This is a genomic window from Terriglobus aquaticus (genome assembly GCF_025685415.1).
In the GTDB taxonomy this organism is placed as follows: Bacteria; Acidobacteriota; Terriglobia; order Terriglobales; family Acidobacteriaceae; genus Terriglobus; species Terriglobus aquaticus.
Window position 1 is genome coordinate 3,929,428 of the sequence record NZ_JAGSYB010000001.1, and the last position, 12,116, is coordinate 3,941,543.

Below are 12,116 nucleotides of genomic sequence, written 5' to 3' on the forward strand. Positions count from 1 at the left end.
CTTTTGCTATGAAGGACTTCTTCATTCACGACGCCGCGCGGCATGAGAACGCGGTCATCACCTCATACTTCCTGCTCGCTTCGCTCTCTGCCCGGGAGAAGAAAGGTGGCGGCCAGTACCTGGCGCTGACGCTAGCGGATCGCACCGGCAGCTTCGACGCGCGCATGTGGGAAGACTTCGCAGAGGTGCTGGATAACTGCAGCGCGGGCTGCTATGTGAAGGTGCAGGGCAGGGTGGAGCGGTACAACGGACGCTTCCAACTGAGCCTGCAACGGATGCGGAACGCGGCCGAAAGCGAAGTGGATGCGGGCGACTTCCAGCCCACCTCGCAGTATGACGTGGATGTGCTGTGGGAGGAGTTGACCGGCTATGTGGACGCTTTCGCGAACCCGTATTTGCAAGCCCTCGTCCGAGCATTCCTGAATGACCCAGAACTTGGCCCCGCATTTCGCGAGGCACCTGCAGCCAAGATGCTGCATCATGCATGGCTCGGCGGCCTCCTGGAGCACGTGGTGTTCCTGGTGCGGCTGTGTCTGCGTGTTGCGCCGCAGTACCCCGACGAGGTTGATCCCGACCTGCTGGTGACCGCGGCCATTCTGCACGACATGGGCAAGGTGCGGGAGCTGGCGTGGAAGCGCTCGTTCACCTACACCACGGAAGGTCAATTACTGGGGCACATCACCATCGGCATCGGCCTGGTTCGGGATAAGGCTGCCGCGATCCCGGGCTTCCCCGACCGGCTTCGTGTGCTGGTGGAGCACCTGATCCTGTCGCATCACGGCCGTTTCGAGTTCGGATCGCCCAAGCTGCCCATGACTCCCGAGGCTGTCGTCTTCAGCGCGCTAGATGACCTCGAAGCGAAGATGCAAAATATGCGAGCGGAGTTCGCGAAGGCGGTGGAGGCCGGGCGCGCCGCTGACGAGGTCACCGACTACTCGCGGTCTATGGAGCGCGCCCTGCTGAACTCGCGCGCCTACCTGGCGGGCGATCCAGCCGCGCGTACCGCGCCGGCTGTGGAGCCGGAGCTCGAAGCTGCGCAGGAGGGCCAGGTTCAGCCGATCGAGGAAGAGCCTGCGCCCTGTGCTGAGGAAGGTGCTGCGCCGCCGCTGGACGAGTTGCCGACACCGGTGCACGAGGGCACAGCCGTTGCGGACAGTACAACGGAGGACCCGCTGCAGGCCGCGACCTCCGAGGAACTGATTACGTTGTTCGGAGCTCGCTAGCGGGGTAGGTCAGGCGTGCGCCGCCAGCTCCTGCTGAACCGCTTTGCCTGGCGACGCCAGATCGAGCACCAGCCGTTCCAGCACGAGCGACTTGTCCACGGGGCTGGACCGAATCTCCTGGTCGGCCCGGGCGATCAGGCGAAGCGCTCCGGACAGATCTCCCCGTGACTTGTAGCGGCGAGCCTGTGCAATCAGGTCGTCGGCCGCAAAGGGCGGCATGCGGAATCCGGGCCAGAGCACGCTCCACATCGAGCGGCTGTCGCGCACATTGTTCTCCTGTAGCACGAGCATCTGGCGGAACGTGCGGGCCAGCATGTACAGGTGGCCGATGGCGGAATCCTCGCCGCCGTCGCTGGCGTTCAGCAGACCGCGCAGCAGCAGAAGAGCCTGCGGCCGGTCGCGGCGGCTGATCGCATCCGTCAGCTCATAGAGCGAGCGCTGCTTGGCCGCGAGGACCATCGTCTCGACGTCAGACAAGGTGATCGTGTTCGGCTTCGCGGTGACGCTTGTTTCGGCGCGGGCAGGCTGGCTTACATAGAGGATCAGCTTCTCCAGCTCCTGCGCTACGGTCATCATCTGACCCGCGAGTGCGTCCACCAGTTCGCGTGCGGCGTCCGGCTCGATGGCAACGCTTCGTTCCTGCGCGGTCTGCTGGACCCACTCCATGGCGTCGGGCTCAGCTACGGCCTGCAGCTCGACAATGCCGCAATGGTCCCCAAGCGTCTCGCGGATGCGGTCGTATCGGTCTTTGTCTTCGCGGTCTAACCGGCGCAGGTCAGCGGGCAGGCTCAGGTGGTCCGCGACGAAGATCAGCAGGGCCTGAGGGTTGGGTGCGCGGAAGTAGCGATCGAGCGCGGCAAACTCGTCCTTCTTGACGCCGCGGCCGTACAGCGTCTTCAGGCCGCGAACGAACAGGACCTGGAAAGGAGCCATGAGCGATGGTGTCTGCGCCAGGTCCAGCGCGTCGAAGATCGTCGTCTCGCTGCCCAGCTCAAGGTCATGCAGGCAGAAGTCCCGCAGATCGGGCGGCACGAGCTTTTCCAAAACACCCGCGCGAGCGCGCTGATACAGAAACGGCTCCTGACCGAGCAGAACGTAGCCGGGCCGCATTGCGGGCGTGCCCAGCTCCGCCAGGAAACGATCGACAGCGGCGAAGGAGCGAAGCGGAGGCATACGGCGAGTTTACTTGGCTCAGGTTAGAAGGAATTCAGCAGATCACTCACCGCAGCCTGCGCAAAATCCCGTGCCAACCGGCGCACTGCCGGGCTATCTTCCTGAATGAAGGCGCTCAGGTCCTGCGTGGACTGGAACTGCTCCCGGAACAGGAACTTGTCGTTGCTATAGAGAACGTGGCCGTCGCCGCCGACCAGGGTCATCTGCGCCTGCACCGTGACCAGGTAGGACGAGGTGGCGCCGCTCGCTGCGTCATAGGTCAGCGGAGCGATGTTTTCGCTCAGGATCGTGCCTTTCAGCACTGCGTCGCTCTTGTCCGCGTCCGATGTGTTCACGATGCGGTAGCGCGTGCGCGTGTTCAGCTCGTGGATCACGGCCTCCGTGAACACGACTTCCGTCCGGTACTGCTGGGCACGTGTCGCAAAGACCGGCACGGCCAGTGTTCGCACGTTTCCAGGAATGTGATTCGCGTTGCCAGCAGCGTGGTACCCGCACCCGGCCAGTAGCAGCAGAAAGACACCGGGAACCGCAGCGAACGCACGCAACCTCATGCAAGTATCATCGCAGACCGGTCGCCACCGCCCCTTTCGGCCGCGCCGGCCCCAGCACAGCCGCGATACACTAGGCAGGCCCATGCCGCCCATCATCGTCGCCGAAAACCTGAGCAAAACCTACCGCACCGGCAAGGTGGAAACGCAAGCCCTGCGCAGCGCCACGTTCCAGGTGGACCGCGGTGAGTTCATCGCGATCGTGGGCCCGTCCGGCTCAGGCAAGAGCACGTTGTTTTATCTCCTGGGTGGCCTCACCAGCGCCAGCAGCGGCAAGGTGTTGATCGATGGTGTCGACTTCGCCAGCCTGACGGATGCGGAGCGCACTCGCCAGAGAGGCGAGAAGATCGGCTTTGTCTTTCAGCGCTTCAATCTGCTACCCACGCTCACCGCGCGCGGCAACATCGAATTGGCGCACGAGATTGCGGGCACGCGAAAGCCGCTGGACGAATCGCTGCTGCAGCACTTGAGCGAGTTGCTGCGGATTGACGGCCGGCTGAACAAGCGCCCGAACGAGTTGAGCGGTGGCGAGCAGCAGCGCGTTGCGATCGCGCGAGCGCTGATCAGTCAGCCGGCGATCATCCTTGCGGACGAGCCGACCGGCAACCTGGACACGGACAACAGCGATGCTGTGTTGGAGATGCTGCGCCGCGCGTCCAAAGAAACCGGCCAGACGGTCTTGATGATCACGCACAACCCGGAAGCAGCCGCTATCGCCGACCGCATCCTCTACGTGCGCGATGGTCAGCTAAGCACCACACCGCCGCCGCCGCGGGTTTCGCGGCTGGCAGCGATGAAGCAGACCGTCTAGCGAACGCGCCTTTCCGGCGCGCTTACCAGAGCACTCCCGCAACCGGTTGGATCGGCTCAGGCAGGTGCCGTTCGCCGATCGCCTGGCGCAGGTTGATCTCCATCCCCCGTGACATGTTCGACAGCGGGATGTCGTAGATGGTGTTGTCGAACGGGCTCTCCAGATCGCGCCCGATTTTATCGAGTGCGAGAAAGATGAAGCCCACCAGCGTGGATCCAAGCGGTGTGAACCAGCCCATGTTTTGCACCAGTGCCAAAGGCAGCAGCAGGCAAAAGATCTGCACAAACAGTTGCGGATAGAACGTGTACTGCTTGGGCATGGGCGTGTTCTTGATGCGCTCTGATGCGCCCTGCGCGTCTGCGAAGTCGTTCAGCGTTGCGTCCAGTGCCGACCATTGCAAGCTGTCCACCCAGTCGCGCTCCAGTGCAATCCGCAGCAGATCGCCCTGCCGAATCTGGATGGCAAACGGGATATTTTTCTGCTTCGCCAGATCCACCAGCACATCTTCCGGCAACAGACCGTGCAACTCGTCCAATGGGGGCAAGCCACGCAGGTGCTGACGCAGGGCGTTTGTAAACGCAATCTGGTGATAGATCAGGTCGCGCTGCATCATGCGAGCAGCTTCCTCTTCGCCGTCCTTTTGCCACCGGATATTGGTCACCACCTGGCGCCCATACGACCGCGTGTTGTTGACGATGGCGCCCCAGATGGTGCGTGCTTCCCACCAGCGGGCGTAAGCACTGTTGTTGCGGAAGCTGACGATGATGCCGATCGCCGAGCCAAGCAGGGCGACAGGAATGTGCGGCAGGGCAATCCATTCCTTGTGCGCGACCTTGTAGATCAGCACAACGGCGACGTCGTACAAGAACAACAACAACAGTGGCTGGCCGACATACGCGATGAGTCGCCGGATATCCGGCCCCTTGGGAACGATCACGCGGCCGTCGCTCCCTTGCCTTGCAGAGTGGCTTCGAACTTGCCGGACTGCGAGGTGTGCACGCGCACGTCGCCGGTGGCGATGTCGTATACCCAACCCGAAAGCTCCAGCGTGCCTTCCGCCAATCCTTTCTTGACCGCGGGATGCGTCTGCAGGTGCTCCAGCTGCAGCAGCACATTCTTTTCAGTCAACGCTGGCAATTCCGGGTTGCTGTCTCCAGCAGAGGCACCATTTGCAAGCCAGTTCGTCACTGCGGGCAGGCCGTCCGGCTTGCCACCAGCTTTTAGCGCCTTCATGGCTCCGCAGTCACTGTGACCGCAAACCACCACATGCTTCACCTTGAGTGCAGTAATTGCGTACTCCACCACCGCTGCAATCCCATCGCCGCTGGTGCCATACTCCGGCACAATATTGCCTACGTTGCGCGCGACGAAGATCTCACCTGGCTTGCTCCCCGTGACCGTTTCGATGTCGATGCGGGAATCCGAGCAGGTGATCACCAGCGAGTGGGGTGTCTGCGGGTGTGTCGCAGCGTATTCATACTCGGAGCTGTGCTGCGGGTACACCTCTGTTTGAAAGCGACGGATTCCATCTTTCAAGCGATCAAGGCTGTTTTGTTCCGTGTTGCTCATCTTTCGATCCTCACTTCCCAAGGTAGACGGGCGAGATCGAAAATGGCACTAGGACACTGAAACTTTTCTGCGCCGGTTTCCGTCTGTGCGCCGCGGGTTGCCCAGAGCGTGTGCCGGAGGCGACCAAACAACATCTGCCACAACTTTGTTCTCTAAAGAAGAACGCGTTGTTGTGTTTGGAAGCACGAGGGCCCGCTGTCGTCCGCGGCGTCGCCTCTCTTCCGCAGCGGCGGAGGAGTGTGCATGCCGGAAGATGTATCTGTGAACGAGACCGCGATGAAACAACCGCGCTGGAGCCGCCGGAGTTTTCTGGCCGGCACGGGTGTAGGCGTCGCCAGTGCCCTCGCCTCCGGGGCTGCGGTCATGGGCTGCGGGTCTACGGCACCATACGTCGACGCCGCTGGGCAAAGCGATGCAAACATCCTGAATTTTGCGCTCAATCTGGAGTACCTGGAAGCCACCTTCTACAGCTATCTGGTCACCGGGAAAGACATCGATGGCGGCCAAACCGGAGGCGGCCCGACTCCGCAGAATCCTCCGCCACAGATCACGTTTCCGAATCAGCAAACGGCGGACCTGTTTGCGGAGATCGCGTTTGACGAATTCTCGCATGTGCAGGCGTTACGCAGCGTGTTGAACTCGCTCGCCATTCAGCGGCCTTTGATCAACTTTGCTGCGCTGGCCGCCGTCTCGCAGAGCAACTACCTGCAGATCGCGCGTCTGTTTGAAGATGTGGGCGTCACAGCCTACGCCGGGGCCGCGGGCGCGCTGACTTCCGTCAACGTTACTGCCGCGTCGCAGATCCTGGCGGTGGAAGGCTTCCATGCGGGAGCGCTGCGCCTGCTCGCCATTCAACAGAACCTGCCGTATCCGTCCACGCTCGCCGGTTATGTGCCTGCGGACGGCTACGACATCATCCCTGCAGACCCGGGCACAGTTGCTCTCGCCTCCGCGGGACCGACGGCGGCCAAAGGTGGCTTCTTCGCCACGCAGGCGCAGGGCACGCAGGGCCAGACCAACACCTACAACGGCTTCGCCTTCCAGCGCAGCACGTCGCAGGTGCTTGCGATCCTGTACGGCTCCGCGACCACCGGCACTGCCAAAGGTGGGTTCTTCCCCAACGGGGTCAACGGCGCCATTACCACCGTGTAGCGAATGCGCGGTTAGAGTCGGCAACAGGAGCACGCAGGAACTCGATGGCACGCACAGAATCGAATCAGGAACTGCCGCTGGGGGCGGATTGCCCGGCATTTGAACTGGTCAACGTGATCGACGAGCGCGCTGTCGGCCGTGATGACGTGTTCGGCGGCGTCGATGACGCAGACGGTCGCAAAGGTCTGCTGGTGGCATTCGTGTGCGTTCATTGCCCGTTCGTGAAGCACATGGAGCAGGCCTTTGCCGCGCTTGCCGCGGAGTACGCGGATCGCATCGCGTTCGTAGCGATCTCCTCCAACGATGTTGACGAGTACCCAGAGGACGCTCCCGAGCACATGCGAGAACAGGCCGCGCGGCTTGGCTGGAAGTTCCCCTATCTAGTCGACGAGTCACAGGAAACGGCAAAGGTCTTTCACGCCGCCTGCACACCGGATCTTTACCTGTTCGACCGCGAGTTCAATCTGGTCTACCACGGCCAGTTCGACGAAACGCGGCCGTACCGCCAGAGCGACGCAGCCGCCGGCGTGGTGAAGGACGAACGCATCCACCAGGCCGCACACGGCGGCGACTTGCGCCGCGCTCTCGGAGCCCTGCTTGCCGGCGAACCTCCACTCCAGGACCAGCGCCCCGGGCTCGGCTGCAACATCAAGTGGCGCGACTAGAACACCTCTGATCTGCGATATGCGGCCCTATCGCTAAGTCCCGTTTCCTTTCGCGGACACCCGTTCTGAGTTGGTGACCGCAGGTCCTGGCGACGTGGCCCACAGGCGAACGCCACTCGACATTGCGGCGTTGGACGACGAGCCTCCTTTGAGCGGAGTGATATACAGGCCCGGTCTGGCGATCCAGCAGAAAGGGACTCCGTGAATCCGAACAAGGCATTGTGGGAGAAAGGCGACTTCACCGCCATTGCCGCGACCATGCGCGAGGCGGGTGAGAGCTTCGTAGGTACATTGGGCGTTGTGCCCGGCATGAAAGTCCTTGACCTGGGATGCGGAGATGGCACGACAGCCGTCCCGCTTGCGCACTTGGGTGCGGACGTCACGGGCATAGACATCGCCAGCAATCTGGTGGCCGCAGGCAATCGGCGGGCTGCCGACCTCGGCCTCCGAAACCTGAGTTTTCAGGAGGGCGATGCCTGCCACCTGGACGGTGTCGCGGACCACACGTTTGATCTATCGTTGTCTGTCTTTGGCGCCATGTTTGCGCCGAAGCCGGTGGATGTAGCCAAAGAGCTGGTGCGCGTCACCAAGCCGGGCGGACGCATCGTGATGGGAAACTGGATACCAAATGACCCGACCTTTGTCGCGCAAGTGCTCAAGATCAGTTCGGCATTCACACCGCCGCCGCCCGAAGGCTTCATCAGCCCGATGACCTGGGGCGTCGAGGCGAACGTTGTCGATCGCTTTGAGCAGGCCGGAGTAGCGAGGGCGGCGATCTCGATGCAGAAGAACACCTTCGTCTTTCGCTCCTGGCAGATGAGCCCTGCAGAACTGGTCCAGGTGTTCCGGAAGTTCTACGGTCCTACGATGAACGCTTTTGAAGCAGCGGAAAAGAATGGCAGGACGGAGGAGTTGAACGATCAGCTAGTCGCCCTGGCCGAAGCGCAGAACGTGAAAGCAGGGGGCGGAACGGAGATTCAAGCGACCTTCTTGCAGGTCACAGTGCAGGTCTAGGCTTGCCGTACCGGGCTCGGGATGCACTTGGATCCCCCGAAGCTGACTACTTGTGCTTGCCAATCCGGGTGTTGTCGAACAGCGCCGGGTCGACCGGTTCGAACTGAATCTTGGTCACAAAACGCTGACTGACCATGTCGCCGTTCATGTAGCGCGTAGTCGCGTAGGGCACAGGCGTTCCGCTTTCCGAGTGCCAGTCACTGTACTCTTCGCTGTCCTCGTCGAAGTCTTTGTACTTGGGATTGCGGACCTTGAAGGTGCGGCGGATCGGCAAGTGCGTTTCTGCCTCGATGTCAATCGTGACGCTCTCGTTCTGCGCGTTGATGATCGTGACCGTGTCGGCTTCGCGACGGGAGACGAGGTTGCGGCCGCTGTACACAACCAGCGCGTTGGGATCATTGACCCACGTGGTAACCAGGGCATCCAGGTTGTACTGTTGGCGCCGGAAGTATGCGTCGCGGTCCTCTTTCGGCAGGTCCTTGCGGCCCTTGTAGGTCAGCTCGTAGCCCTCGGTCGGTGTCCAGATCTGCACGATGTCGCGCTTCTTGGTCAGCTCGACGCGGTCCTCAAATCCGGAGCCGGCAAGAGGGTGGTGGTACAGCACAAACTCGGTGGAGCCTGTGGGATTGTTCTTGAAGAACGTGGAAGTGCGGCCTTCCATGCGGTAGTCCTGCCGCTGCATGCGCTTCTGGTCGCCCAGCGCGGCTTTCATCTGCTGCAGCACGCGTCGGCCTGCCTCATCGCCCGCGGTCGGGTTTGAGGACGGCTGCGTCACCACGATGCGCTCTTCCGGCTTTTGCGACGGTGCGGGCGCGTCACGCACCTGGCTTATAGCCGCAGTGCAGGCAGAGGCACCAAGCAGAATTATCGCGCCCAGGCGCGCAAGCACAACCAGTCTCATCATCCGATTCCTATGGCCTAGCCGACCAGAACGGCGCCGCCATTCACGTTGAAGATCTCGCCCTGCACAAAGCCGGCCCAAGGCGTGCACAGGAACAGAATGGGACCGGCGATCTCATCGGGCGTGCCCACCCTGCCCAGCGGGATGGTGCTGCCTATCTTCTTGGACGCAAGCGGGTCGGCCAGGGTCTCGGCACTCATGTCGGTGTGGACCCAGCCTGGCGCGACGCAGTTGACCGCGATGCCCTGCGCCGCCAACTCGGTCGACAGACCTTTGGTCATGCTGATTAGCGCGCCCTTGCTTGCTGCATAGTCGGTGTGAAATGCTTCTCCGCGCTGGCCAGCGGTGGAGCTGACCAGCACTATCTTTCCCCGGGTGCCCTCAGCGTGCACGGGCTGCCGCTGCATCTGGGCCACACCGGCGCGCAACAGGCCAAACACACTATCCAGGTTGGTGCCCAGCGTCTCGCGCCACTGCTCGTCGGCCATGCTGCCGATGGGCGCATCGTGCGAGGGCCAGATGCCGTGATTAATCACCAGGCAGTCCAGCCGGCCCAGCGCCGCAACGCTCGCGGCGATCAGCGCCTCGCCGTCCGCGGGCGTAAGCAGATCCTGCTGAATCGCGTGGCAAACGCCGGCGCCCCCGCACTCGGTGGCCAGCGTTTCTGCCTGCTGTGCCGCTGCGCGATAGCTGAACGCCACGCGAGCGCCTGCGCGTCGAAACAACCGCAATGTGGCGGCACCAATGCCGCGCGAGCCGCCTGTGATCAGCGCACACTTGTCTTGAAGCGAAAGCTCTACGCCAGCTCCGATATTTCCTGTCCCGGGCTCAATCTGTGCCATGCCTTCATGGTACGGTGCGGCTGCACACGGCTTGCAAGATCGGTCGCAGGAAGGGCCTACCGCTTCCGGCCGGTCGGAAGCGCGGCTCGGCTTTCGCGCACCAGGGCTCTATATTCTTTCGTCGGAAGTTCGTACACGCGCTGCACCCGGGCGGGCATGCGGCTACCCACGTATTCGTAGGCGGCGCGCAGTTCCAGCAGCAATTGTGAAAGCGGCAAAGCCTGCCAGGAGTCGCAGGCCACCCAGTGCGCGCGGGCCAGGTAGGGTGCTGGGCGTATGCCGTCGATCTCAAGCAGGTGTGATGCGCGTTGCGGGCCCGCGGCGAAGGCCAGCACCGGACGCTCCACGGCATCCAGATCGATGAGTGCGAACATCTTGCCGCCGACCGCCTTGTCCATCGTCCAGAAGACGAGATTGCTGCCCCACTGCATGGTCTCGGCCACGCGTGGCAGCTCCAGCAGAGCAGCACGCACCGTGTCCAGCAGGTGAGCGGAAGCGTTGGCCATGGTGGGCCAGTATAGCTTCCGCTCACCTCGCGGTCACAGCCGCTCGGGCGTTACTTCTTGCTGCTCTTGGCTGCAGACTTCTTCGCGGGCGTCTTGCGACCGCTGGACTTGGCGGGCTTCTCTTCCTCTTCTTCGTCCTCTTCGTCTTCCTCGTCTTCGGAATCGTCCTCATCCTCCGAGTCGTCCTCAGCTTCGGAGTCGTCCTCTTCCTCGTCGTCCTCCTCTTCTTCGGCATCTCCAGAGATGGCTTCGTGGTTCACGTCACGCGCTACGCCGGTCAGCCTTTCGTCGGTTTGCTTCTCTTCGTCCAGGGTCTGCTGCAATAGCTGTTGGATTTCGTCCTGCTCCATCGCTTCCGCAAAGGCGATTGCGGTGCCGTACGAGGCGATCTCGTAATGCTCCATCTTCTGCAGAGCACCAATGATGGCGGCGTCGAGCACAGGTCCCTGCTCGATCTCGTCCAGAAGTTCTCCCGCCTCTTCGATCAGGCCCTTCATGGCCTCGCAGGTCTTGCTGCCGGACTTCTTGCCCAGCGTTTCGAAGACCTGATCCAACCGCTCGACCTGCGCCTTGGTCTGCTCCAGGTGCTGCTCCACAGCTTCGCGCAGATCGTCGGACGTAATCTTCTTCGTGACCCGCGGGTATGCGCGGATCGACTGCTTCTCGGCGGAATAGATGTCTTTCAACTCATTCAGAAAAAGTTCTTCGGCGGTTTGAATCGGCATGGTGATTTGCTCTCCATGCCGTTAGAAGCCGCCTTGCTGCGCAGTTGGGAGCTTTGTCTTGATCTGTCGGTAGGGGAGCGCACAATGTCGCACCGGATAGATCACCCCGCCCTCGAACGAATTGACCGCTGCCCACGCTACACTTGGCACACCGCTGCGGCGGAAGAGGTGCTTCCATGAAGTACGCCGTCCTGATTGCCCGAATCCTGCTTGGTCTCGCCTTTGTCGCGGCGGGCGTCATGAACATCCTGCACCTGAAACAGAAACCAATGCCGGGCGACGGCGGTCTGTTTCTGAGCATCCTGAGCACCCACGGCTACATGACGGTTGTGGCACTGGTGATGCTGGTCGGCGGCCTGCTGCTACTGGTGGGGCGCTTCGTGCCGCTGGGCCTCACCCTGCTCGGCCCGGTTATCGTGAACATCCTGCTGTTCCATATCTTCTTTGCGCCTTCCGGGCTGGTGGAAGCGGCTGTGATTCTTGCACTCGATATCTTTCTAGTCGTTGTTTACCGGCGCGCGTTCCTCGGCATCTTTGCCGCCGGACCTGAAGTGCTGGGTAGCCCGAAGCTGTAACGAGGGACTGACTGCGGCTATGGATGAGGCGCTGATTCCGACCGAGGCAAAGGCGCGCAAGGCTGTGATGGGCGGCATCCTGCTGCTGGGCCTGGGCGCAGTTATGACGTACTTCTTCGCGGTGCGGCCGCTGCAGGAACTGGTGGCCACCAATCACGCGACGTACTACTTGAAAGGTGTCTTGATCGGGCCACTGTGCTTGTACATGGGCGCGCTCGCCCTTACGGGTAAATTCGGCGATGGCGAGATCCGCAAGCTGAATGCGAAAGGTAAGCCGACGTTTACGCGGAAGGGCTGGTTCGCGGTGGGCGGAGCCATCGTGGTCATCGCGCTGACGCTGGTGGCCTGGTATGGCTACCTGCACGCGTTGGGGTTCCGCGAAACGAACGGCATCTAACCCCGCCTAGCCCTG

General features: G+C 62.2%; 15 protein-coding genes. 7 read left to right on the top strand and 8 right to left on the bottom strand.

Annotated features, from left to right (window positions below; translation table 11 throughout):
- Positions 1-8: 8 nt before the first annotated feature.
- Positions 9-1,223 (top strand): 3'-5' exoribonuclease YhaM family protein, encoded by a 1,215-nt coding sequence (locus OHL12_RS16235; RefSeq protein ID WP_263414863.1) that lies wholly within the window; start codon positions 9-11, stop codon positions 1,221-1,223.
- A gap of 9 nt (positions 1,224-1,232) precedes the next feature.
- On the opposite strand, the gene holA is transcribed toward OHL12_RS16235, so the two are convergent.
- On the bottom strand, positions 1,233-2,396 hold the full coding sequence (holA, locus tag OHL12_RS16240; RefSeq protein ID WP_263414864.1) for a DNA polymerase III subunit delta: 1,164 nt from the start codon (positions 2,394-2,396) through the stop codon (positions 1,233-1,235).
- 23 nt (positions 2,397-2,419) lie between these two features.
- Complete coding sequence (gene lptE / locus OHL12_RS16245) at positions 2,420-2,947, bottom strand: LPS assembly lipoprotein LptE (RefSeq protein ID WP_263414865.1); 528 nt, start codon at positions 2,945-2,947, stop codon at positions 2,420-2,422.
- 82 nt (positions 2,948-3,029) lie between these two features.
- Here lptE and OHL12_RS16250 point away from each other — a divergent pair, with 82 nt between their 5' ends.
- The gene (locus OHL12_RS16250; protein ID WP_263414866.1) at positions 3,030-3,755 is read left to right on the top strand and encodes an ABC transporter ATP-binding protein; all 726 of its coding nucleotides are present in this window, start codon (positions 3,030-3,032) and stop codon (positions 3,753-3,755) included.
- A 22-nt stretch (positions 3,756-3,777) separates the two neighbouring features.
- Here the strand turns inward: OHL12_RS16250 and OHL12_RS16255 are convergent, their stop codons facing one another.
- On the bottom strand, positions 3,778-4,692 hold the full coding sequence (locus tag OHL12_RS16255; protein WP_263414867.1) for a bestrophin family protein: 915 nt from the start codon (positions 4,690-4,692) through the stop codon (positions 3,778-3,780).
- The gene (locus OHL12_RS16260; RefSeq protein WP_263414868.1) at positions 4,689-5,324 is read right to left on the bottom strand and encodes a carbonic anhydrase; all 636 of its coding nucleotides are present in this window, start codon (positions 5,322-5,324) and stop codon (positions 4,689-4,691) included. Before OHL12_RS16260 ends, OHL12_RS16255 begins: the two co-directional genes overlap by 4 nt.
- A 243-nt stretch (positions 5,325-5,567) precedes the next feature.
- Between OHL12_RS16260 and OHL12_RS16265 the strand changes: the two genes are divergently transcribed.
- From OHL12_RS16265 to OHL12_RS16275, 3 genes are all read left to right on the top strand, one after another.
- Positions 5,568-6,476 carry a ferritin-like domain-containing protein gene (locus OHL12_RS16265; RefSeq protein ID WP_263414869.1) on the top strand — a complete coding sequence of 303 codons (909 nt, stop codon included), beginning with the start codon at positions 5,568-5,570 and terminating at the stop codon, positions 6,474-6,476.
- A 44-nt stretch (positions 6,477-6,520) separates the two neighbouring features.
- Positions 6,521-7,141: a thioredoxin family protein gene (locus OHL12_RS16270; protein WP_263414870.1), complete on the top strand. Its 621-nt coding sequence runs from the start codon at positions 6,521-6,523 to the stop codon at positions 7,139-7,141.
- A gap of 201 nt (positions 7,142-7,342) precedes the next feature.
- Entirely contained in the window at positions 7,343-8,155 is an 813-nt protein-coding gene (locus OHL12_RS16275) for a class I SAM-dependent methyltransferase (protein WP_263414871.1), read from the top strand.
- A gap of 46 nt (positions 8,156-8,201) precedes the next feature.
- Here the strand turns inward: OHL12_RS16275 and OHL12_RS16280 are convergent, their stop codons facing one another.
- From OHL12_RS16280 to OHL12_RS16295, 4 genes are read right to left on the bottom strand one after another with little or no spacing between them, the layout of a single operon-like run.
- The gene (locus OHL12_RS16280) at positions 8,202-9,059 is read right to left on the bottom strand and encodes a hypothetical protein (RefSeq protein WP_263414872.1); all 858 of its coding nucleotides are present in this window, start codon (positions 9,057-9,059) and stop codon (positions 8,202-8,204) included.
- 14 nt (positions 9,060-9,073) lie between these two features.
- Complete coding sequence (locus OHL12_RS16285; RefSeq protein WP_263414873.1) at positions 9,074-9,898, bottom strand: SDR family NAD(P)-dependent oxidoreductase; 825 nt, start codon at positions 9,896-9,898, stop codon at positions 9,074-9,076.
- Positions 9,899-9,954: 56 nt separating this feature from the next.
- A complete protein-coding gene (locus OHL12_RS16290) occupies positions 9,955-10,404 on the bottom strand; it encodes an MmcQ/YjbR family DNA-binding protein (protein WP_263414874.1) in 450 nt (149 codons plus the stop codon).
- Positions 10,405-10,454: 50 nt separating this feature from the next.
- Entirely contained in the window at positions 10,455-11,129 is a 675-nt protein-coding gene (locus OHL12_RS16295; RefSeq protein WP_263414875.1) for a YciE/YciF ferroxidase family protein, read from the bottom strand.
- 176 nt (positions 11,130-11,305) lie between these two features.
- On the opposite strand from OHL12_RS16295, the gene OHL12_RS16300 reads away from it, so the two are divergent.
- A complete protein-coding gene (locus tag OHL12_RS16300) occupies positions 11,306-11,704 on the top strand; it encodes a DoxX family protein (RefSeq protein WP_263414876.1) in 399 nt (132 codons plus the stop codon).
- A gap of 19 nt (positions 11,705-11,723) precedes the next feature.
- A complete protein-coding gene (locus OHL12_RS16305) occupies positions 11,724-12,101 on the top strand; it encodes a hypothetical protein (RefSeq protein WP_263414877.1) in 378 nt (125 codons plus the stop codon).
- Positions 12,102-12,116: the final 15 nt, after the last annotated feature.

What these genes read in the sequence shown, in the direction of transcription:
- OHL12_RS16250 (WP_263414866.1), top strand. Translation starts at nt 3,030, where the DNA reads ATGCCGCCCATCATCGTCGCCGAAAACCTGAGCAAAACCTACCGCACC.
- OHL12_RS16285 (WP_263414873.1), bottom strand. Translation starts at nt 9,898, where the DNA reads ATGGCACAGATTGAGCCCGGGACAGGAAATATCGGAGCTGGCGTAGAG.
- holA (WP_263414864.1), bottom strand. Translation starts at nt 2,396, where the DNA reads ATGCCTCCGCTTCGCTCCTTCGCCGCTGTCGATCGTTTCCTGGCGGAG.
- OHL12_RS16270 (WP_263414870.1), top strand. Translation starts at nt 6,521, where the DNA reads ATGGCACGCACAGAATCGAATCAGGAACTGCCGCTGGGGGCGGATTGC.
- OHL12_RS16260 (WP_263414868.1), bottom strand. Translation starts at nt 5,324, where the DNA reads ATGAGCAACACGGAACAAAACAGCCTTGATCGCTTGAAAGATGGAATC.
- OHL12_RS16290 (WP_263414874.1), bottom strand. Translation starts at nt 10,404, where the DNA reads ATGGCCAACGCTTCCGCTCACCTGCTGGACACGGTGCGTGCTGCTCTG.
- OHL12_RS16295 (WP_263414875.1), bottom strand. Translation starts at nt 11,129, where the DNA reads ATGCCGATTCAAACCGCCGAAGAACTTTTTCTGAATGAGTTGAAAGAC.
- OHL12_RS16265 (WP_263414869.1), top strand. Translation starts at nt 5,568, where the DNA reads ATGCCGGAAGATGTATCTGTGAACGAGACCGCGATGAAACAACCGCGC.
- OHL12_RS16235 (WP_263414863.1), top strand. Translation starts at nt 9, where the DNA reads ATGAAGGACTTCTTCATTCACGACGCCGCGCGGCATGAGAACGCGGTC.
- lptE (WP_263414865.1), bottom strand. Translation starts at nt 2,947, where the DNA reads ATGAGGTTGCGTGCGTTCGCTGCGGTTCCCGGTGTCTTTCTGCTGCTA.
- OHL12_RS16280 (WP_263414872.1), bottom strand. Translation starts at nt 9,059, where the DNA reads ATGATGAGACTGGTTGTGCTTGCGCGCCTGGGCGCGATAATTCTGCTT.
- OHL12_RS16300 (WP_263414876.1), top strand. Translation starts at nt 11,306, where the DNA reads ATGAAGTACGCCGTCCTGATTGCCCGAATCCTGCTTGGTCTCGCCTTT.
- OHL12_RS16305 (WP_263414877.1), top strand. Translation starts at nt 11,724, where the DNA reads ATGGATGAGGCGCTGATTCCGACCGAGGCAAAGGCGCGCAAGGCTGTG.